Origin of the sequence: Microbacterium sp. NPDC091382, assembly GCF_044757025.1 — a bacterium.
Lineage (GTDB): Bacteria > Actinomycetota > Actinomycetes > Actinomycetales > Microbacteriaceae > Microbacterium.
Map to the genome: position 1 here is coordinate 406,584 of NZ_JBIVUD010000001.1, position 18,704 is coordinate 425,287.

Here is an 18,704-nt window from a genome sequence, read left to right on the forward strand (position 1 = left end):
CTCGCGCTCACCGTCGCCCGATCGACACACGCGCCAGTCCGGACAGGCTGACGTGCACGTCCGTGGGCGTGCGGACGACGACCGCGAGCACTCCCTGGCAGGCCTCGCACCGAACGATCGCACCCATCGCCGTCACGAAGGCGTGCGCCCTCGCGAGCTCGGACCGGTGGCGGCATCCCGCGCATTCGCCGATCGCGTCGGTCGAGTCGAAGCCGAGGACGTCGACGAGCGTCCCGGCCAGTGCGTTCCCGTCCACGTGCGTCATCCGCTGCCTCCGAAGCGCTCGGTCCGTATCCGCGCGGGGTCCTGCCCCAGCTCCGAGAGCCACCGGGAGACGGTCTCCACGAACGGGGTGGGCCCGCAGACGAAGATGCGCGGTGCCACCCCCGCGGGGAACGTCAGCTCGGCCAGTGACTCCTGGGTCAGTCGGCCCGGCGGACGCGGTGATCCGAGCGGAGAACGGCGTGAGTGAACGATATCGACCCGCGTCTTCGTCAACGCGCCCAGTTCGCTCGCGAAGAAGACGTCGTCGGGCGTGCGGGCGGAGTACAACAGCCGGAAGTCCGTCCCGTGGGGCTGCCGTTCCCGCGCGTCGGCCATGGCGAAGAGGGGCACCACGCCGGAGCCGCCCGCGATGAGCTGCACCGGCGCGGGGTCGGGGTCCTCCGGCGTCCAGACGAAGTACCGGCCCAGCGGTCCGTGCACCTCCAGCTCGTCACCCTCTCGCACATCGTGGACCACGTACGGCGAGACCTCGCCCGAGAGGACTTCGTCGACCGCGAGGACGACCCGCGTGGCCGGTCCCGACGAGGCGATCGAATACGACCGCGACGCCTGATAGCCGTCGGGCGCGGTCAGTCGGATGTCGAGATGCGAGCCGGCGTGATTGCCCGGCCACGTCGGGACCTCGATCTCGAGGCGGACGGCGGAGCGGGTCTCGGCGCGCCGAGAGACGACGCGGCCCACGTGCCATGCCGCTCGGAAGCCGGCCGTCACCAGTAGCGCTCCTCCCGCCACGGATCCCCGCGGAGGTGGTAGCCGTTCTGCTCCCAGAACCCCGGCTGGTCGGTGGGCATCATCCGCATCTCGGCGACCCACTTCGCGCTCTTCCAGAAGTACAGGTGCGGCACGAGCAGCCGCGCCGGGCCGCCGTGCTCCGCCGTCAGCGCCTCGCCGTCCGCCTCGGTCGCGATCCACGCCTGACCCTCCAGCAGATCGTCGAGGGGCACATTCGTGGTGTATCCGTCATGCGTGCGCACCATGACGAAGTCGCAGGATGTCTCGACGTCCTCGAACAGCCTGTCCACGGAGACCCCGCGCCACGGCATCCCGAGCCGCGACCAGTGGGTGACGCAGTGGATGTCGGTGACGACGTCCTCCACGCCGACCTCGTGCAGGGTGCCCCAGTCCCAGCGATGCTGGACGCCCGTCTCGGTGGTGATCGTGAAAGACCACTCGTCCGTCGAGATGTCCGGAGTCGGGCCGGCCGTCAGAACGGGCCAGTCGCCGACGAGCGTCTGACCCGGTGGCAACCGGGGATCACTCGTGCCGCGTCGACCGCCGAACCCGCGATTGATGATCGCCATGGGAGATGCCTATCGCTCCCGGCATCGTCGCGTCAACGGCGGTTCGAGCCTCAGATCGCGGTGACCTCGATGACGACGGCTTGCTGAGGGTTCTGCACCGGTGGGCGTAGGCCGACGACGGCGAGCTGACGCCCGGTCAGCACCGTGTCGTGGTGAGCCCACTCGAGGGGTGACTGCGCGGGGGTCTCGACGATCCCGCCGGGGGTGACGAGCTGCACGCGGTAGACGCGGTCGGGGGTGAGTCCCGGCAGCCGGACGCGGCCGGTGGGTGAGGAGATAAGGGTCTGGGTCTGCGTGATCGTGAAGAACGCGGATGCTGCATCTGCTGCGACGACGCCGCGGACGTCGAGCCCGGGGTCGGCGACGTCCGCGTTGACGAGGCGGCCCGTTGCGACGAGGGGGCGGACGCGTTTGGCGAGCGCGACCCACGCGCCGACGGTGGCGGCATCCGTGTCGGACAGGGTCGTGACGTCCCATTCGATGCCGAAGTGGCCGAAGAGGGCGACGGCGCCGCTGAGGGTGAGGGTCACGGTGCGGCCGGTGGAGTGGACGTGTGGGGTGGTCAGGTGCATGCCCATCATCTCGGGCGGGACGACCAGGGCGGTGTAGCGCTGGTTCTCGAGGCGTTCGATGGGGTCGAGGCAGTCGCTGGTCCAGATGCGGTCGGTGCGGTCGAGGATGCCGAGGTCGACGCGTGCTCCGCCCGACGCGCAGCTTTCGATCTCCAGGCCCGGGTGGGCGGTCTTGAGTTCGTCGATGAGGCGGTACACGGCGAGGGTCTGCGCGTGGACGCGGGCCGCGCCGCCGGGGCCGGCGGCTGCGTCGACGAGGTCCCGGTTGTGGTCCCACTTGACGTACGAGATGGGGTACGCGGCGAGGATGTCCGTGATGACCTGGCGGATGTACGCGTACGCGTCGGGGTGGGCGAGGTTCAACACCTGCTGCTGCCGGGCCGAGGGGGGAAGGTCGGTGCGACCGCGGAGGATCCAGTCCGGGTGGGAGCGGGCGAGGTCGCTGTTCGGGTTGACCATCTCGGGTTCGAACCAGAGGCCGAACTCCATCCCCTTCGCCACGACGTGGTCGGCGATCGGGTGCAGCCCGTCCGGCCAGACGGTGTCGTCGACGTACCAGTCGCCCAAGCCCGCGGTGTCATCGCGACGGTGACGGAACCAGCCGTCATCGAGCACGTACCGTTCCACCCCGATCTCCGCCGCCGCATCCGCCAGGGCGATGAGTTTGGGCAGGCGGTGATCGAAGTAGACGGCCTCCCACGTGTTCAGCGTGATGGGCCGCGGGCGGCTCGGGTGCTGCGGACGCGAACGCCATTCCTCGTGGAACCGCACCGCGAGTTCGTCGAGACCGTCCCCCCACGAGCCCAGCAGCTCGGGCGAGGAGATCTCCTCACCCTGCGCGAGACGGATCTCGCCGGGCAGATACAACTCACCCGCACCCAGGAACGAGTCCCCGGTCGGGGTCCGCTCCGCGAAGATCCGTGAGTTCCCACTCCACGCGAGATGGGCGCCGTGGACCGTGCCGCGCTCAAAACCGAACCCCGGCGTCCCCGCCGCCAGCAACAGGGTGAAATCCGCCCCCGGACGGCCGCGTCGCGACTCCCGCACATGCGTGCCGAACGTCAGCTCATGCCGCTGCGCCGACCGCTCCCGCAGGTGACGCCCCGTCGTATCGAGCAGCTCCGTCGCCTCCCACGGCAACGGCAACATCACATGCAACGCCTGCACCGCGTACACACCCGCACCATCGTTACGCACCGTCGTCCGCGCCCGCACCAAACCCGATCCCGTCACCCGCAACACGTACCGAGCCGACAGCTCCATCTCGGCATCCGTGAGATCGAAACGGACGGAGGTGCTCGTCACCTCACTCGCGTGCAGCTCGAATCGCACGCCGACCGCGTCGCCGTCGCGGTGCCCCTCCAGTGCGGGCGTTCCCGCCCAGCCGGATGCCGCCGTGCTGACGACGCTCAGCCCGACCGTCTCATCGAGTCCGCCCGAGGCGCGCTGCAGACGGTCAGCGCGGGCCAGGGAGTCGAGGGTCTCTTGCGACACCCGTCCGAGGTCCGGACCCCAGTGCACGATCCGCGGTACCCCCGTGGACGAATCGATGCAGACACTGGTGCCGCCGGCGCGGAGATGGACGACGTCGGGCGTGGGCATAGGATTAGTTTCGACGTAAAATATTATCGCGTCAAGAACAATGGGTTACCGAGCGTGGCTGCGTCTCCGGGAGCCCCCGCTGTGCCACTGTGACTGCATCGAGGAGGTGGGGATGAGCGACAGCGAAGCCGCCCTGGCGCGCACGGTGTTGATCTACGGCCCGCTGTCGCGGCGAGATCTCGGCGTGAAGCTGGGACTGTCGCCGGCGAGCCTCACCCGCCTCGCGAAGCCACTCGTCGAGAGAGGCCTGCTCGTCGAGCTCGAAGAGGTGGCCGACGGCACCGTCGGGCGCCCCAGCCGGCCCTTGGACATCGCGCCGAACCTGGGGTCGTTCGTCGGAGTGAAGATCACCGGAGATCTCGTCATCGCGGTCGCCACCGACATCCGAGCCGAGCAGATCGCCGCAGGCGAGTGGCCCATCGCGGACACATCGCCCGAGGCGGTCCTCGCGCTCGTTGACCGCGCGGTGCGCGAGCTCGACGTCCCGAACCTCGTCGCCGTGGGCGTGAGCCTCGGTGGCGTCGTCCACGACGGCGTCGCCGTCCGGGCATCGTTCCTGGAGTGGGACGACGTCGATGTCGCGACGGATCTCGGCGCGCGGCTCGGGGTTCCTGTGAGCGTGGAGAACGATGTGGTCGCCCTCGCCGAAGCGGAGCGGTGGTTCGGCGCGGGGCGCGGACTCTCCGGGTTCGCGGTCATCACGATCGGTGCGGGCGTGGGCTACGGGCTGGTCGTGGACAACGAGGTCATCCGGACACCGGATGCGACGGCCGGTACGGGCGCCCACATCCCCCTCGACCCGTTCGGCCCGATCTGCTCCGAGGGCCACCGCGGCTGCGCCCAGGCGCTGCTCACGTCCGGATCGATCACCGCCCAGGCGTCGGCCGCACTCGCCCGCCCGGTCGGGTACGACGAGATCCTCCGCCTCGCTGAGGACGGGCATCCCGCCGTCAGCGCGATCGTCGGCAGCGCAGCCGACGCGCTGGGCAGACTGATCGCACTGGCGACCAACCTCAGCCTGCAGTCGACGGTGGTGCTCTCGGGCGAGGGGGTCAGCCTGCTCACGATCGTTCACGACCGGGTCCTTGCCGCGGCTGCTGCCGGTCGCGACCCGCACGCCAACCCGATCGACCTCATCGTCGACGGGTCGGGCTTCCGCGCCTGGGCACGAGGCGCCGCAGCGGTCGCCATCCAATCGACGATGGACAGGATGCGCAGCCGTCGTCAGTGACCGTGATGCGAGGAGCGGGCGCTCTCGCCCGCCCCTCGCATCAGGCCGGATCGTCGCCGAAGTCGACGGGCTCCCGCGTGTGGTAGTCGATGAGGCCGTCGTCGGACTCCAGGACCGGGGTGTCGAAGCGACCGGTCAGATACATCGGGGTGACGAGGTACGACGTCCGCGGCCGGTCGGTGTGCGCCCACTCCACCCCGTTGGCGATGACGCGTTGGATGTTCGGGTCGTGGTAGACGGGGAAGATCTCGTCTCCCGGGCTGAAGTAGAACACCTTGCCGTAGCCGCGTCGATAGGTGATGCCGCTGCGGAAGACCTCGCCGCCGCTGAAGCTGCTGATGAAGACCAGTTCGTCGGGCTCCGGGACGTCGAAGAACTCCCCGTACATCTCCTGCGCCGGAATGATCAGCGGCTGCGGGACCCCCGCCGCGATCGGATGCGTCGGCGAGACGGTCCAGACCAGTTCCCTGTCCCGGTCGTTGCGCCACCGGAGGCTGCAGGTCGTCCCCATCAGACGTCGGAAGATCTTCGAGTGATGCCCCGAGTGCAGGACGATGATGCCCATGCCCTCCAGCACGTGCGCGTGGATGCGATCGACGACGCGGTCATCGATCTCGTCGTGCGCTGCGTGTCCCCACCACACGAGGACGTCGGTCTCCGCCAGCAGCTCGTCGGTCATGCCGTGTTCCGGATCCTCGAGGACCCGGGTGGTGACGACGGCCCGGTCGCCCAGATGCCCGGTGATGCCTCGCGCGATCGTCGTGTGCATGCCGTCGGGATAGATCCCCTGGACGACGGGGTTCACCTGTTCGTGGCGATTCTCCCCCCAGACGACGACGCGGATGGGTCGCCCCGAGGGGGCTCCGGCGGGAACGGAATCGGTCATGAGGCGCCTCCAGACGCGATCGCGGGCTCGGAGCCCCAGGGGGTCGTGGACAGTCCGTGGACGGCGTCCGGCCAGGACTGCAGTTCGGCCGCGACGTCCTCGCGGGTCTCGTCGCGGAGCGCTCGGATCAGCGCCTCGTCGAGGAGCTCCCGGATCACGACGCGCTCGCCCTGACGCGAACTGCTCACCGTGGCGCCCTCGATCATCGCGAGGGTCAGGACGTTGTCGCGCACCTCGTTCTGAGGCGTTCGGCCGCTTCTCACACAGGAGACGAACTCCGCCAGCGACCCTTCGATGCTCTCGCCCGCCGACATCGGCTCGGCGACGACCCGCTCGGAGCGCAGCGTGACCGACTTTTCGCCGTCCCACGTCGCAACACCCCCGAGACCATGCATCCGCCATTCGGCGTTCCACGAGGTCTCCGCCCCCGGCGTCGCCCGGCTCCCGGAATAGACGAAGCGAGCGCCCGACGCCAGTTCGAAGGTGGCGACCGCCGACGCCTTGCCCGCGAACCAGCTCCACGGCGGATTCCACGCATCGCACCGGACGCTGACGGGGAGATCGTCGGTGACGTACCGCAGCATGTCGAAGTGATGCACGGACATGTCCACGAGAAGAGGATGCTCCATCTGTTCGCGGAACCCCGGTTCGTGATCCTCGTGGAAGAAGTCCGCGAGGATCGTGTTCACCGGCCCGACCTCCCGCGCGACCGTCGCGAACGTCGCCAGTGGCCCGAAGTATCGCCGCGACTGGCTCACCATCAGGAGCTGTCCGGTCACGTTCGCGAGCGCCACCTGCCGGAGTGCTTCCGACACGGTCGGCGCGAGAGGCTTCTCGCAGAGCACCGGCAGTCCCGCGCGCATCGCCTGTTCGTTGACGATCCGGTGTGCCTGGGGCACCGTGACGTTGATGACGGCCTCGGTTCCCGCATCCTCCACCTCGGTCAGGGATCTTCCGGTCGCGACGTCGAGGCCGGCCGAGCCGCACGTCCGTCGCGCGGATTCGATGTCGAGGTCCACGACGGCGACAGGGACCGCGATCGAGGATGCCGCCAGCATCCGCAGCCACTCGCCCCCCATCGCTCCCGCTCCGACCAATGCGACCCGCAGGCGTCCGTCCACGTCTCCGCTCATCCCTTCAACGCCCCGCCGAGGCTCGACCGCAGCAGGTGCTTGCGGACGAAGATGTACAGGATCGCCGGTGGCAGGACGTAGACGATCGCGCTGGCGGCCAACAGGCCCCAATCGACGTGGTCGCGCTCGCTGAACGCCCGGAACAATCCGATGGCGAGCGGATAGAGCTCTTGACTCTGCAGCATCACCAACGGCGTCAGGAAGTCCCCCCACGATCCCATGAACTGGAGCATCGCCGCGGCGCCGAGGCCCGGCCCGATGAGCGGCAGGACGACCCGCCGGATGGCCTGGAGGCGCGTGCTCCCATCGACCCACGCGGCCTCCTCGAGCTCGAGCGGGATCGCGTCGACGGTGCCCTTCATGAGCCAGAGGGTCACCGGCAGACCGCCCACCGCCTGAACCAGGATGAGGCCGTGCAGGGTGTTCGTCAGTTGCAGGTTCACCATGATCAGGTACAGCGCCACGATCGTCGCGGGTGCCGGCACGACGCGGATGAGCAGGATGCTGAACATGAAGAACCGGCGACCCCGGAAATCGAAGCGCGAGAGCGCATAGCCGCCCGCGACGCCTAGCGCGAGGTTGAGCACGGTGGAGCCGATGGCGACGACGAGGCTGTTGATCACGAGCATCGGCGTGCCGGGGGCGGCGAAGAAGCGGGTGAAGTTGTCGAACGACCACGTCGGCCACTGCACGGTCGCACCGGCGTTCTGATCCACCGCGCTCAGGAGGACCCAGGCGAAGGGGACCAGGCAGAAGATTACGAGGAGGACGAGCAGGATGTACCCGATGGTCCGCTGGACGACGTCGACCGGCTGCAACGGTCTGCGGCGCTGCATCGGAACGAGCGGGTTCTCACTGACGGCGCTCATGTCACACCTTCACTTTCGCGAGTCTCACGTACACGACTCCGAGGACGAGGACGATGACGAGGAGGATGATCGAGGCCGCGCTCCCGATACCGATCTGGGAGAACTGGAGCGCGCGCTCGTAGATGTAGATGGCTGCGAGCCGGGTCTGTCCGCCGGGGCCGCCTCGCGTGAGGAAGTAGACCAGGCCGAACACGCCGACCGTGCTGATCGTGGTCAGGAGCAGATAGAGGAACACCGGCCCGCGGATCAACGGAAGCGTGACATGACGGAAGACCTGTGTCGCGCTGGCACCGTCGACCCGCGCCGCCTCGATGAGCTCGACCGGGACATCTTCGAGCGCAGCCTGGAACATGATCATCGCGAACGCGAGGCCGCGCCAGACGTTGACGAGGATGATCGCCACCATCGGGACCGTCTGGAGCCAGCTCGTCGGCTCCGCGCCGAAGAGCGACGTCAGACGGTTCAGGGTTCCTTCCGGGCTGGTGGCCAGCACGCTCGCCCACGCCAGGGACGCCACCACCTCGGGGACCACCATCGGCATGAGGATCGCCGCACCGAAGACACCCTTGCCGCGGACCCACGGCCGGCTCAGCAGGATCGCGGCGACCATGCCCAGGACCGTCTGCCCGATGATGGCCGAGAACAGCAGGAACGTGCCGGTCTGCCCGAGCGACGCGAGGAAGTCACTGCTCGTGAGGAGGTAGACGTAGTTGTCCAGACCGACGAACTTCGGATCGCGTGCCGCGAATCCGGTCAGTTGCGTGTTCGTCAGGCTGAGCCACAGGCCGTAGACCGCGGGCAGGACGATGAACAGCGAGATGAGGATGGCCGAGGGCCCCAGCAGCACGGCGACGATCGGCCAGGTACTCCGGACTCGGCGACGCCGCCGCGCAGGCTGCCGGGTGGCATCCTGCGCAGCGGCGGGCAGATCGACGATCGTCGTCACTGTTTCACCAGACTCGGCCCCAGCAGGTCCGTCGCATCCTTCACGAACGATTCGTACGCCTGCCGCCCGTCAGCTTCGCCGCTGAGGATCTTCTCCGTGGCGGTGGAGACCGCCTGGGCGATCTGGTCGGCACCGTCGCCGGTCACGACGTAGACGCTGTCGGCGAGGTCCTTGCCTGCCTGCAGGAGGTGCGGCTCCTCGGAGTACGGCGCGACGTCGTCGAGGTCGTCCCGCGCCGATGCGGCGCCCGAGGCGGTGAGCTGCTCGGCGAGCGGCTTGCCGCTCGAGAGGTATTTGATGAATTCCATCGCGGCCTCCTTTTTCTCGGACTTCTCCGGAATCGCATAACCGCCGCCGGTGCTGCTCCACCCGTAGGGCTGATCCCCCGCGGCCAGGGCCGGGTACTGCCACGTCGAGACCTTCTCGTCGAGACCCTCGATCGGCGTCGCACCCTCGGGACCCCAGTCGAAACGCCATCCCCAGGTGCCCTGCGCGGCGACCTGGATGTCACCGGCGGGGAACTTCACGTACTTCGTCGGCTCCCACGGGTTCGGGTTCTGCAGATCCTCGACGGGCATGAGCCCCTTGGAGACCAGCTCGTCGTAGAGCTCGAAGACGGCGAGCCATCCGGGGCTCTGCAGGTTCCACGTCGCACTGTCCCGGTCGTAGTACTCAGTGTCCGTGCCGCCGAGGAGCGGCTGGAACCCCTCGTTCCACGTGCCTCCACCCCATGCGGTCCCGGCGGGGATCACGATGGGGGTGTCACCCGTGGCCTCCTTGACCTGGACCAGTCGGTCGATCAGCTCGTCCCAGGTCTTGGGCTGCGAGGTCTCGACCCCGACCTCTTCGAGAACGTCCTTCCGGAAGAAGAAGTTCTGCACCCCGGCTCCGGAGGGCAAGTTGTAGACGTGCCCGTCCTGTCGGGTGATGGCCTCCTTGACGGCAGGGTAGTAGTGACTCCAGCCATCCCACTTCTCGAGGTACTCGTCGAGCGGGGTCAGGTAGCCGGCCGCCGACCAGGCGATCGCCATGTTCTCACCGATGTCGAGCACGTCCGGTGCTTGGCCGGCCACGAGCTGCTGGGTCATCTTCGTCTTGAACTGCTCGTCCGTGAGCTGATCGGCGATCAGGTCGACCTTGATGTCCTTGCCCTGCTTGGCCATCTCGGCTTCGAAGCCGGGGATGACCTTGTTGATCGCATCGATGTTGGTCTGCTTCGTCTCCATGATGCTGATCGTGACCGGGCCGTCGGTTCCGTCGTCGCCGCCGGCGGCGGAGCAGCCGGAGACCCCGGCCACGACGAGTGCTGCGGAGAACGCAGCGAGTGCATGAGTTCGCTTCATCGGGATGCCTCTCTGATCTCAATCCGTCGGCTGCGTTGCCGGTCTGTCGATTGATGTCACCGGCATGTTAGGACAATAATTTCGGACTGGTCAATATTTTTCTTCGCAGCGTCGGTCGAGACGCGCGAACCTGTCGCGTCGGAGAGGACGAGTCATGGGATCATCACCACCCGCGCTCCCCGGGGTTGCGGGGGCATCCGCTTCGCGCGCGACCCCGCCTTCGTTCCGATGGCAACGCATTGCGGCGACTCTGCGCGATGGGATCAGTTCCGGCGCCCTCCCACCCGGGTCGCACCTCGAGAGCGAAGCCACCCTCAGCGACACCTGGGGCGTCTCGCGCTCCACGGTCAGGCGGGCGATCCGAGAGCTGACCCTGCTGGGCCTCGTCGAGAGAGACCGCGGCATCGGCACGCGGGTGCTCCGGCCGGTTTCCCCTGGACCGTCAGCCAGTCCCGGCCTCCACGAGGTCGAACTCTCCTCTCGAGCCAGGTCGACACTGCGGACGGCCCGCATCCAGCACGTTCCCGCGGACGCGGACGTCGCCGCAGCGCTCCGACTGGCGACCGACACACGTGTCGTGAACGTACAGCGGGTCCTCTACGCCTCCGGAGTGCCCGTCGCCGTCGCCGAGTCCTTCCGGCGCATGTCACCGGCCGCGGGGGATCGAGTGACGACGCGAGAGATCATGACCACTTTCGCGCACGGACGCGATGCGGACACCTGGACCCGCGGCATCCGCATCGTCGTGGAAGCCGCGGGTCCGGAGGACGCGCGCATCTTGGGCCTGGCCCCGGGATCACCCGTGCTGCTGTCTTCGGTCACGACGTTCGATGTCGGTGGTGAACCGATCGGATACGACCGCCGTCGCTATCGACCGGACCACTTCGCCCTGCTCGTCGTGGAGGTCGCATGAACGCGTCGCGGCGTGTGGAACGGCGTATTCGTTGCATAACAGAAGCAATTACGCCACGCTGAGATCATGACCGCTTCGACGACGACGCCGAATCAGAGCCCCATCCATCCCCGGCCGCAGCTGCGACGGAACTCCTGGCGCAGCCTCGACGGCCGGTGGGGGTTCGCCTACGACGACGACGAGGTCGGGGCGGCCGAGCGCTGGTTCCTCGACCCGGACTTCGATCGCACGATCGAGGTTCCTTTCCCGCCGGAGTCCCCCGCATCGGGGATCGGAGACGTGGGCGAGCACTCGGTGGTGTGGTACTCCACGGCACTGACCGCAGAACAGGTCGGACGGACCCACTCGTCCTCACGCCTCCACGTGCACTTCGGAGCGGTCGACTACGCCGCGACCGTGTGGATCAACGGCAGCCAGGCGGCATCTCACGTCGGCGGCCACACCCCGTTCACAGCCGACATCACCGATCACGTCCGTGGTGACGGAACCGACGTTCTGGTGGTCCGGGCCATCGACCGGTTCCACGACGTCGGGCAGCCCCGGGGCAAGCAGGACTGGCTCCTCGAGCCGCACGAGATCTGGTACCACCGGACCACTGGGATTTGGCAGCCCGTCTGGATCGAGGAGGTGCCCGAGACCCACATCACGGACCTCGTCTGGAGGACGACTCGCGGCACCGACAGCGTGATCCTGGAGCTCCTGACCAACCGCCCGCTGAGCCCCGAGGCGGTAGTGAACGTGCGGCTAGACTTCGAAGGTCGCGTCCTGGCGGACATGACGGTGACGACCCCGGCGACCGGGATGCCGATCATCGACATCCCCCTGCGGGACCAGCGGAACGGCCAGCACTACGAGAAGCTCGTGTGGACGCCGGAGACCCCTCGTCTCATCGATGCGGTCGTCACCGTCTCGGACCGAGGGTTCAGCGATGAGGCCCACTCGTACGTCGGGCTCCGCACGGTCGGCACCGCGAACGGGAGATTCCTGCTCAACGACCGTCCCTACTTCGTCCGGGCAGTCCTCGAACAGGGGTTCTGGCCGGAGTCGCACCTGGCTGCACCCAGCGACGACGCCCTGCGAGCGGAGGTCGAGCTGATCAAGGCCATGGGCTTCAATGCCGCCCGCATCCATCAGAAGGCAGAAGACCCGCGTTTCCTCTACTGGGCCGACCGACTCGGCCTGCTGATCTGGGGAGAGGCACCCGGCGCGTTCGAGTTCACGACCTCCGCGATGCACGCTCTGACGCAGGAGTGGCTCGAGCTGGTGCGGCGCGACCGGTCGCATCCCAGCATCGTCACCTGGGTCCCCTTCAACGAGAGCTGGGGCATCCGCGACCTGCTGGTCGATCCGGCGCAACGGGCGTTCTCGCGCGGACTGTCGGATCTCACCCGCGCCGTGGACCCGTCGCGACCGGTGATCTCCAACGACGGGTGGGAGCACACGCAGTCCGACATCCTGACCGTCCACGACTACGAGGCGGATCCGGACCGGTTCCGTGCCCGGTACGCGGACAACGCCGCACTCGCCACGCTCTTCGGCGGGTACGGACCGTCCGATCGCATGATGATGGCCGAGGGGACGGCGGACATCGGTCGCGCGCCCGTGATGGTCAGCGAGTTCGGTGGGATCAAGTTCGAGCGATCACCGGCGGCGCCGTCGTGGGGGTACTCCACGAGCGCGACGACAGAGGAGCTCGAGGCTCACCTGAGGGGGCTCTTCGGTGCGCTTCTGGACAGCAGGGTGATCGCGGGCTTCTGCTACACGCAGTTGACGGACACGATGCAGGAGGCGAACGGGTTGGCCTTCGAGGATCGCACGCCCAAACTGCCCCTCGACGTGCTCCGCTCGATCATCGCGGCGGAGTCGAACGCGAAGCCGTAGCGCTGAACGATCGTCGGCCTCAGTCGAGCAGGAGTGCCGGCTCCTCGAGCACCGACGCGACGTCGGCGATGAAACGGCTGATGCCGTCACCGTCGATGACACGGTGATCGAACGAGCCCGACACCGTGGTCACGAAACGCGGACGGACCTCGCCGTCCACGACCCACGGCTTCTGCCGGATCGTGCCCATCGCGATGATGCCGGACTCACCCGGATTGATGATCGGGGTCCCGGCATCCATCCCGAAGACACCGATGTTCGTGATCGTGAACGTCCCGCCCTGCTGATCGGCGGGAGTCGTCTTGCCGTCGCGCGCGGTGACGGTGAGCTTCTCGAGCGCCTTCGCGAGGCCGCGCATGTTGAGGTCCTGCGCGTCCTTGATGTTCGGGACGAGCAGGCCGCGCGGCGTCGCCGCGGCGATGCCCAGGTTCACGTAGTGGCGAACGCGGATCTCGGCGCCGTTCTCGGTCTCGACCCAGGCCGCGTTGATCATCGGCGTGCGACGCAGAGCCCAGATGACGGCGCGCGAGAAGATCAGCAGCGGCGAGATCTTGACGTCCGCGAAGTCCGGCGAGGCCTTCAGTCGCTTGACGAGCTCCATCGTGCGCGTCGCGTCGACGTCGGTCCACACCGACACGTGCGGCGCCGTGTAGGCACTCGAGGTCATCGCATTGGCGGTCGCCTTGCGCACGCCCTTGACGGTGATCGCCTCTTCGCGCGCGTCCGCCGGCGGCGCCGCAGGTGCGGGGACGGATGCCGGGGCCGCGGCGACGGGGATCGACAGCTCGCGCTCCTCGGGCAGTTCCGGGGTCCCGAGGTTGCGGAACACCGACGCCTGCTCGGCGTGACGGACGACGTCCTCGCGGGTCACCTCGCCGGCGGTGCCGCTCGGCGACACGTCGGCGAGGTCGACGCCGAGGTCGCGCGCGAGCTTGCGGATCGGAGGCTTCGCGACGACGCCGACCGCGCGGGTCACGGGCTTCTCGGCCGGCTTGCGGCGACGGGACTTCACCTCGCCGCCGGTGCCGTAGCCGACGAGCACCGAGCCGCCGGGCTCCTCGGCGGGCTTCTCACCGTGCTCGGAGCGTCCGATGTCGGCATCCGGTTGTCCCTCGCCACCCGCGATCGTGATGATCGCCGCGCCGACCTCGACCGTCGTCCCCTCGGTGGCGAGGATGTCGCCGACCGTGCCGCTGAACGGGGACGGCAGCTCGACGAGGGACTTGGCCGTCTCGATCTCGACGAGGACGTCGTTGACGTCCACGCTGTCGCCCGGCGCGACGCGCCACTGCACGATCTCGGCCTCGGTCAGTCCTTCGCCGACGTCCGGCAGGTGGAAGGTCTGCGTGCTCATGTCATCTCCATCCCCGCGAGACTGCAGCCGCGCGCCGAGACAGCGGGCTGGCGCCGCAGTCTCGATGCACACGTGCAGTCTCGCGGACGTGAGGGGGTCGCGGGTAGGGGGCCATGCGGGTCAGTAGGCGAGGGCGCGGTCGACGGCCTCGAGGATGCGGTCCGCGTCGGGGAGGTACTGGCCCTCGAGCTTGGCGGGCGGGAACGGGACGTCGAAGCCCGACACCCGGAGCACCGGGGCCTCGAGCGCGTAGAACGCGCGCTCCATGACCGTCGCGGCGACCTCGGAGCCGACCGACACGTTGCCCGGCGCCTCCTGCGCGTAGACCATGCGGCCGGTGCGGCGGACGGACTCGATGATCGGCTCATAGTCGATCGGCGCGAGCGAGCGGATGTCGATGACCTCGCACGACGTGCCCTCGCCCTCGGCGAGCGCGGCGGCCTGCAGCAAGGTCGTCACCATCGCGCCGTGGCCGACGAGAGTGACGTCCGTGCCGCGGCGGACGACGCGGGAGGCATGCAGCGTCAGGGCGCGCTCGGCGACGTCGACCTCGCCCTTCATCCAGTACTTGGCCTTCGGCTCGAGGAAGATCACCGGGTCCGGCGAGGCGATCGCGTCCTGGATCATCCAGTAGGCGTCGTTCGGCGTCGACGGCGACACCACCCGCAGCCCCGGCGTGTGGGCGAAATAGGCCTCGGGGCTCTCCTGATGGTGCTCGACCGCACCGATGTGCCCGCCGTAGGGGATCCGGATGACGACGGGGAAGTTCGCGGTGCCCTCGTGCCGGTTCGTGAGCTTCGCGAGCTGCGAGGTGATCTGGTCGAACGCGGGGAAGACGAACCCGTCGAACTGGATCTCGACGACGGGGCGGAACCCGGCCATCGCGAGCCCGATGGCGGTGCCCACGATGCCGGACTCGGCGAGCGGTGTGTCGAGGACGCGCTGCGAGCCGAACTCGGCGTGCAGGCCCTCGGTCACACGGAAGACGCCGCCGAGCGGGCCGATGTCCTCACCCATGAGCAGGACGTGGTCGTCCGCCGTCATCGCGGCGCGCAGACCCGCGTTGAGCGCCTTCGCGAAGGGCAGGGTCTGGATGTCGCTCACGCGTTCCCCTCCTCGAAGGATGCCTCGTACTCGGCGAGCCAGCGCTGCTGCTCCTGCACGAGCGGGTGGACGTCGCCGTAGACGTGGTCGAACATCACACCGGTCGGGATGTCGCCGAGCGCGTTCGTGCGCACGCGCACATCGTCTGCATACGCGGCGGCCGCGGCATCCACCTCGTCGAAGAACGATGCCGACGCGCCGCGGTTCTGCAGGAAGGCCCGCATGCGCGCGATCGGGTCGCGCTGCGCCCACGACTGCTCTTCGTCGCTCGTGCGGTACTTCGTCGGGTCGTCGCTCGTGGTGTGCGCGCCCATCCGGTAGGTCAGCGCCTCGATCGCGCGGGGACCGCCGCCGGCGCGCGCCTCGTCGAGGGCGAGCTTGCTGACGGCGTAGCTGGCGAGGACGTCGTTTCCGTCTACACGGATCGAGGGGATGCCGTAGCCCTCGCCGCGGCGAGCAAGGGGCACGCGCGACTGGGTCGTGACGGGCACCGAGATCGCCCAGTGGTTGTTCTGCAGGAAGAAGACCTGCGGCGTCTGATAGCTCGCGGCGAAGACCATCGCCTCGTGGACGTCGCCCTGGCTCGAGGCGCCGTCGCCGTAGTAGACGATCACCGCCTCGTCTTTCTCGGGGTCGCCGGTGCCGGTGCGGCCGTCGAAGACGAGGCCCATGCCGAGACCGGTCGCGTGCAGCGTCTGCGCGCCGAGGACGAGCGTGTAGATATGCGTGTTCTGGTGTTCGGCGGGGTTCCAGCCGCCGTGCGTGAGACCGCGCATCAGGCGGATGATGTCGATCGGATCGACGCCGCGCGTCGTGACGACGACGTGCTCGCGGTACGACGGGAAGACATGGTCGTGCGCGCGGGTGGCGCGCACCGAACCGACCTGCGCCGCCTCCTGCCCGAGGGACGGAGGCCACAGGGCGAGCTGACCCTGCCGCTGCAGGTTGGTCGCCTGCCGGTCGAAGGCGCGCACCACGACCATGTCGCGGTAGAACGTCTCGAGTTCGGTGTCGGTGAGCGCGTCGATGAGGGGCAGGTAGCGCTCGGCTGCCTCGGAGGGCGCGTACGAACCGTCGGCGGCGAGGACGCGGACGACGTCGGGTGCTTCGGCCGGAGCCTCGAACGAGGGGGTCACCCTCCCACGCTAAACCCCCTCGCATGGCCCGTTCTGCATGAGGTCGACAACGGATGCCGCGATTCGCCGTGCGTTCAGGACAACCCGCCCTCACGCCGGCGTCCGCTTCAGCCCTGCTTCAGCGTGCGCACGCCACACTGGGCGCATGCGTGTTCTGGTGGTCGACGACGAGGTGCGCCTGGCCGACGGGGTGCGGCGGGGGCTCGAGGCCGAGGGCTTCGCCGTGGACGTCGCGCACAACGGTGTCGACGGGCTCTGGCGCGCCCGCGAGACGAGCTACGACGCGATCGTGCTCGACCTGATGATGCCCGGGATGAGCGGCTGGAAGGTGTGCGAGGCTCTCCGCGCCGAGGAGAACTGGACTCCGGTCCTCATGCTGACGGCGAAGGACGGCGAATGGGACCAGGTCGACGCGCTCGACGCGGGCGCGGACGACTACGTCACCAAGCCCTTCTCGTATCCCGTGCTGGTCGCTCGTCTGCGCGCGCTCATCCGCCGTGGCGGTGTCGAGCGTCCCGTCGCGCTCGAAGCCGGCGACCTGCACGTGGACCCTGCTGCGCGGCGCGTCCGCCGAGGCGGGACGGTGATCGAGCTGACCTCGCGCGAGTTCGCGGTGCTGCTGCACCTCATCCGCCACAAGGGGCAGGTCGTCTCCAAGCGCGACCTGATCGCCGGCGTCTGGGACGACGATTTCGACGGCGACCCGAACATCGTCGAGGTCTACGTCGGGCACCTGCGCCGCAAGCTCGACAGGCCGTTCGACCGGAACGCGATCGAGACGGTGCGCGGCGCCGGGTACCGGCTGGCGGCCGACGGTGGGTGAACCGATCCCCACGACGGGGCGGATGCCGGGGCTCCGGTCGCTGCGAGCGCGCATCACCGCCGCTGCCACGGCCATCGTCGCGGTCGTCATGGTGCTCGCATCGATCGGGTTCGGCGCGGTGCTGAGCTCCGAGGTGCGGGACGCCACAGCCCGCGGGGCCGAGGCCCGCGCGAAGGAGATCGCCACCCGCGTGGAGGAATCCGGCACCGCCGGCATCCCCGACCTCGACGACGACATCGTGCAGGTGATCGACGCATCCGGTCGGGTGGTCGCGGCATCCGAGGACGCCGAAGACGGCCCCCTGCCCGGCGACCGGGACGGGGAGGTCGTGAGCTACGACGGCGATCCCGTCCTGATCGTCGTGGAGGAGGCCGAGGACGACGTGCGCATCGTCCTCGCGGTCCCCGTCGACGGCGACGAGGCGACGCTCGCCACGGCGGGGTGGCTGCTCGCGGCATCCACTCTGCTCGTCGTGCTCGTCGTCGCCGCAGTGACCTGGTGGGTCGTCGGTCGGGCCCTGCGTCCGGTGGGTCGGATCCGTCGCGAGGTCGACGACATCACCGCGGATCGGCTGGACCGACGCGTCGCGGAACCGTCATCGGGAGACGAGATCGCCGCGCTGGCCGTCACGATGAACAGGATGCTCGACCGCCTCGACGCGTCCGCGACGGCGCAGCGCCGGTTCGTGTCGGATGCCTCGCACGAGCTGCGCTCCCCGCTCGCGACGATGCGGCAGCATGCCGAGCTGGCACGCGCCCACCCCGATGCGACGAACCTCGACGACCTCGCCGAGGTCGTGACCGAGGAGGGCGCTCGGATGCAGGACCTGGTCGAGGGCCTGCTGGTCCTCGCCCGGCTCGACGAGCGTGCACCCTCTCCGCGGGGCGTCGTCGACCTCGACGACCTCGCCCTCGCCGAGGTGTCGCGTCTGCGGGCGACCGGCGTCAGCGTCGACGGCTCGGCGATCACCGCGGTGCAGGTCGCCGGTGACGAACGCCTGCTGGGGCGGATCGCCCGCAACCTGGCCGACAATGCGGCCCGGCACGCGGCATCCCGGATCGCCGTGGGAGTCGCACGCGACGGGTCGGAGGCGGTGCTGACGGTCGACGACGATGGCACAGGCGTCCCCGCGTCGGAGCGCGAACGCGTCTTCGAGCGGTTCGTCCGCCTCGACGAAGGACGGGCGCGGGATGCCGGGGGCAGCGGCCTCGGCCTCGCGATCGTCGCCGGCGTGGTGAGGGCCTCGGGCGGCACCGTGGCAGTGGGCGAGTCGCCGCTGGGCGGCGCGCGCTTCACGGTCCGCCTGCCCGCCGCCGACTGACGGC

17 protein-coding genes are annotated in these 18,704 nt (G+C 69.1%); 5 read left to right on the plus strand and 12 right to left on the minus strand.

Annotated elements, in window-relative coordinates:
* Positions 1 to 7: 7 nt before the first annotated feature.
* From ACIQLK_RS01965 to ACIQLK_RS01980, 4 genes are read right to left on the minus strand one after another with little or no spacing between them, the layout of a single operon-like run.
* Positions 8 to 265, minus strand: a complete 258-nt coding sequence (locus ACIQLK_RS01965; RefSeq protein WP_400362487.1) for a DUF6510 family protein — start codon at positions 263 to 265, stop codon at positions 8 to 10.
* Entirely contained in the window at positions 262 to 996 is a 735-nt protein-coding gene (locus tag ACIQLK_RS01970; RefSeq protein ID WP_400362489.1) for an FAD-binding oxidoreductase, read from the minus strand. Before ACIQLK_RS01970 ends, ACIQLK_RS01965 begins: the two co-directional genes overlap by 4 nt.
* A complete protein-coding gene (locus ACIQLK_RS01975; RefSeq protein ID WP_400362491.1) occupies positions 993 to 1,586 on the minus strand; it encodes a molybdopterin-dependent oxidoreductase in 594 nt (197 codons plus the stop codon). The genes ACIQLK_RS01970 and ACIQLK_RS01975 overlap by 4 nt, the downstream gene beginning before the upstream one ends.
* Positions 1,587 to 1,636: 50 nt before the next feature.
* Entirely contained in the window at positions 1,637 to 3,760 is a 2,124-nt protein-coding gene (locus ACIQLK_RS01980; protein WP_400362493.1) for an alpha-galactosidase, read from the minus strand.
* Positions 3,761 to 3,872: 112 nt separating this feature from the next.
* On the opposite strand from ACIQLK_RS01980, the gene ACIQLK_RS01985 reads away from it, so the two are divergent.
* Complete coding sequence (locus ACIQLK_RS01985; protein ID WP_400362495.1) at positions 3,873 to 4,991, plus strand: ROK family protein; 1,119 nt, start codon at positions 3,873 to 3,875, stop codon at positions 4,989 to 4,991.
* Positions 4,992 to 5,031: 40 nt separating this feature from the next.
* Here ACIQLK_RS01985 and ACIQLK_RS01990 read toward each other — a convergent pair whose 3' ends face one another.
* Genes ACIQLK_RS01990 through ACIQLK_RS02010 form a run of 5 tightly spaced genes read right to left on the minus strand, consistent with a single transcriptional unit; the run spans position 5,032 to position 10,168 of the window.
* On the minus strand, positions 5,032 to 5,877 hold the full coding sequence (locus ACIQLK_RS01990) for a ThuA domain-containing protein (RefSeq protein WP_400362497.1): 846 nt from the start codon (positions 5,875 to 5,877) through the stop codon (positions 5,032 to 5,034).
* Positions 5,874 to 7,010 (minus strand): Gfo/Idh/MocA family protein, encoded by a 1,137-nt coding sequence (locus tag ACIQLK_RS01995; protein ID WP_400362499.1) that lies wholly within the window; start codon positions 7,008 to 7,010, stop codon positions 5,874 to 5,876. Before ACIQLK_RS01995 ends, ACIQLK_RS01990 begins: the two co-directional genes overlap by 4 nt.
* Entirely contained in the window at positions 7,007 to 7,879 is an 873-nt protein-coding gene (locus ACIQLK_RS02000; protein WP_400362500.1) for a carbohydrate ABC transporter permease, read from the minus strand. The genes ACIQLK_RS01995 and ACIQLK_RS02000 overlap by 4 nt, the downstream gene beginning before the upstream one ends.
* 1 nt (position 7,880) lies before the next feature.
* On the minus strand, positions 7,881 to 8,825 hold the full coding sequence (locus tag ACIQLK_RS02005; RefSeq protein WP_223247111.1) for a carbohydrate ABC transporter permease: 945 nt from the start codon (positions 8,823 to 8,825) through the stop codon (positions 7,881 to 7,883).
* Complete coding sequence (locus ACIQLK_RS02010) at positions 8,822 to 10,168, minus strand: ABC transporter substrate-binding protein (protein ID WP_400362502.1); 1,347 nt, start codon at positions 10,166 to 10,168, stop codon at positions 8,822 to 8,824. Before ACIQLK_RS02010 ends, ACIQLK_RS02005 begins: the two co-directional genes overlap by 4 nt.
* Positions 10,169 to 10,322: 154 nt before the next feature.
* Here ACIQLK_RS02010 and ACIQLK_RS02015 point away from each other — a divergent pair, with 154 nt between their 5' ends.
* Positions 10,323 to 11,081 carry a GntR family transcriptional regulator gene (locus ACIQLK_RS02015; protein ID WP_400362504.1) on the plus strand — a complete coding sequence of 253 codons (759 nt, stop codon included), beginning with the start codon at positions 10,323 to 10,325 and terminating at the stop codon, positions 11,079 to 11,081.
* A 66-nt stretch (positions 11,082 to 11,147) separates the two neighbouring features.
* Positions 11,148 to 12,962 (plus strand): glycoside hydrolase family 2 protein, encoded by a 1,815-nt coding sequence (locus ACIQLK_RS02020; RefSeq protein WP_400362506.1) that lies wholly within the window; start codon positions 11,148 to 11,150, stop codon positions 12,960 to 12,962.
* Between the two features lie 19 nt (positions 12,963 to 12,981).
* Here the strand turns inward: ACIQLK_RS02020 and ACIQLK_RS02025 are convergent, their stop codons facing one another.
* The 3 genes from ACIQLK_RS02025 to ACIQLK_RS02035 form a co-directional block, all read right to left on the minus strand.
* Positions 12,982 to 14,316, minus strand: a complete 1,335-nt coding sequence (locus tag ACIQLK_RS02025) for a dihydrolipoamide acetyltransferase family protein (RefSeq protein WP_400362510.1) — start codon at positions 14,314 to 14,316, stop codon at positions 12,982 to 12,984.
* 120 nt (positions 14,317 to 14,436) lie between these two features.
* Positions 14,437 to 15,420, minus strand: a complete 984-nt coding sequence (locus ACIQLK_RS02030; protein ID WP_400362513.1) for an alpha-ketoacid dehydrogenase subunit beta — start codon at positions 15,418 to 15,420, stop codon at positions 14,437 to 14,439.
* A complete protein-coding gene (locus ACIQLK_RS02035; protein ID WP_400362518.1) occupies positions 15,417 to 16,556 on the minus strand; it encodes a thiamine pyrophosphate-dependent dehydrogenase E1 component subunit alpha in 1,140 nt (379 codons plus the stop codon). Before ACIQLK_RS02035 ends, ACIQLK_RS02030 begins: the two co-directional genes overlap by 4 nt.
* 145 nt (positions 16,557 to 16,701) lie before the next feature.
* Between ACIQLK_RS02035 and ACIQLK_RS02040 the strand changes: the two genes are divergently transcribed.
* A complete protein-coding gene (locus ACIQLK_RS02040) occupies positions 16,702 to 17,379 on the plus strand; it encodes a response regulator transcription factor (RefSeq protein ID WP_400362522.1) in 678 nt (225 codons plus the stop codon).
* A complete protein-coding gene (locus tag ACIQLK_RS02045; protein ID WP_400362523.1) occupies positions 17,372 to 18,700 on the plus strand; it encodes a sensor histidine kinase in 1,329 nt (442 codons plus the stop codon). The genes ACIQLK_RS02040 and ACIQLK_RS02045 overlap by 8 nt, the downstream gene beginning before the upstream one ends.
* The last annotated feature ends 4 nt before the right edge of the window (positions 18,701 to 18,704 follow it).

What these genes read in the sequence shown, in the direction of transcription:
- ACIQLK_RS01965 (WP_400362487.1), bottom strand. Translation starts at nt 265, where the DNA reads ATGACGCACGTGGACGGGAACGCACTGGCCGGGACGCTCGTCGACGTC.
- ACIQLK_RS01975 (WP_400362491.1), bottom strand. Translation starts at nt 1,586, where the DNA reads ATGGCGATCATCAATCGCGGGTTCGGCGGTCGACGCGGCACGAGTGAT.
- ACIQLK_RS01980 (WP_400362493.1), bottom strand. Translation starts at nt 3,760, where the DNA reads ATGCCCACGCCCGACGTCGTCCATCTCCGCGCCGGCGGCACCAGTGTC.
- ACIQLK_RS01985 (WP_400362495.1), top strand. Translation starts at nt 3,873, where the DNA reads ATGAGCGACAGCGAAGCCGCCCTGGCGCGCACGGTGTTGATCTACGGC.
- ACIQLK_RS01990 (WP_400362497.1), bottom strand. Translation starts at nt 5,877, where the DNA reads ATGACCGATTCCGTTCCCGCCGGAGCCCCCTCGGGGCGACCCATCCGC.
- ACIQLK_RS01995 (WP_400362499.1), bottom strand. Translation starts at nt 7,010, where the DNA reads ATGAGCGGAGACGTGGACGGACGCCTGCGGGTCGCATTGGTCGGAGCG.
- ACIQLK_RS02000 (WP_400362500.1), bottom strand. Translation starts at nt 7,879, where the DNA reads ATGAGCGCCGTCAGTGAGAACCCGCTCGTTCCGATGCAGCGCCGCAGA.
- ACIQLK_RS02010 (WP_400362502.1), bottom strand. Translation starts at nt 10,168, where the DNA reads ATGAAGCGAACTCATGCACTCGCTGCGTTCTCCGCAGCACTCGTCGTG.
- ACIQLK_RS02015 (WP_400362504.1), top strand. Translation starts at nt 10,323, where the DNA reads ATGGGATCATCACCACCCGCGCTCCCCGGGGTTGCGGGGGCATCCGCT.
- ACIQLK_RS02020 (WP_400362506.1), top strand. Translation starts at nt 11,148, where the DNA reads ATGACCGCTTCGACGACGACGCCGAATCAGAGCCCCATCCATCCCCGG.
- ACIQLK_RS02025 (WP_400362510.1), bottom strand. Translation starts at nt 14,316, where the DNA reads ATGAGCACGCAGACCTTCCACCTGCCGGACGTCGGCGAAGGACTGACC.
- ACIQLK_RS02040 (WP_400362522.1), top strand. Translation starts at nt 16,702, where the DNA reads ATGCGTGTTCTGGTGGTCGACGACGAGGTGCGCCTGGCCGACGGGGTG.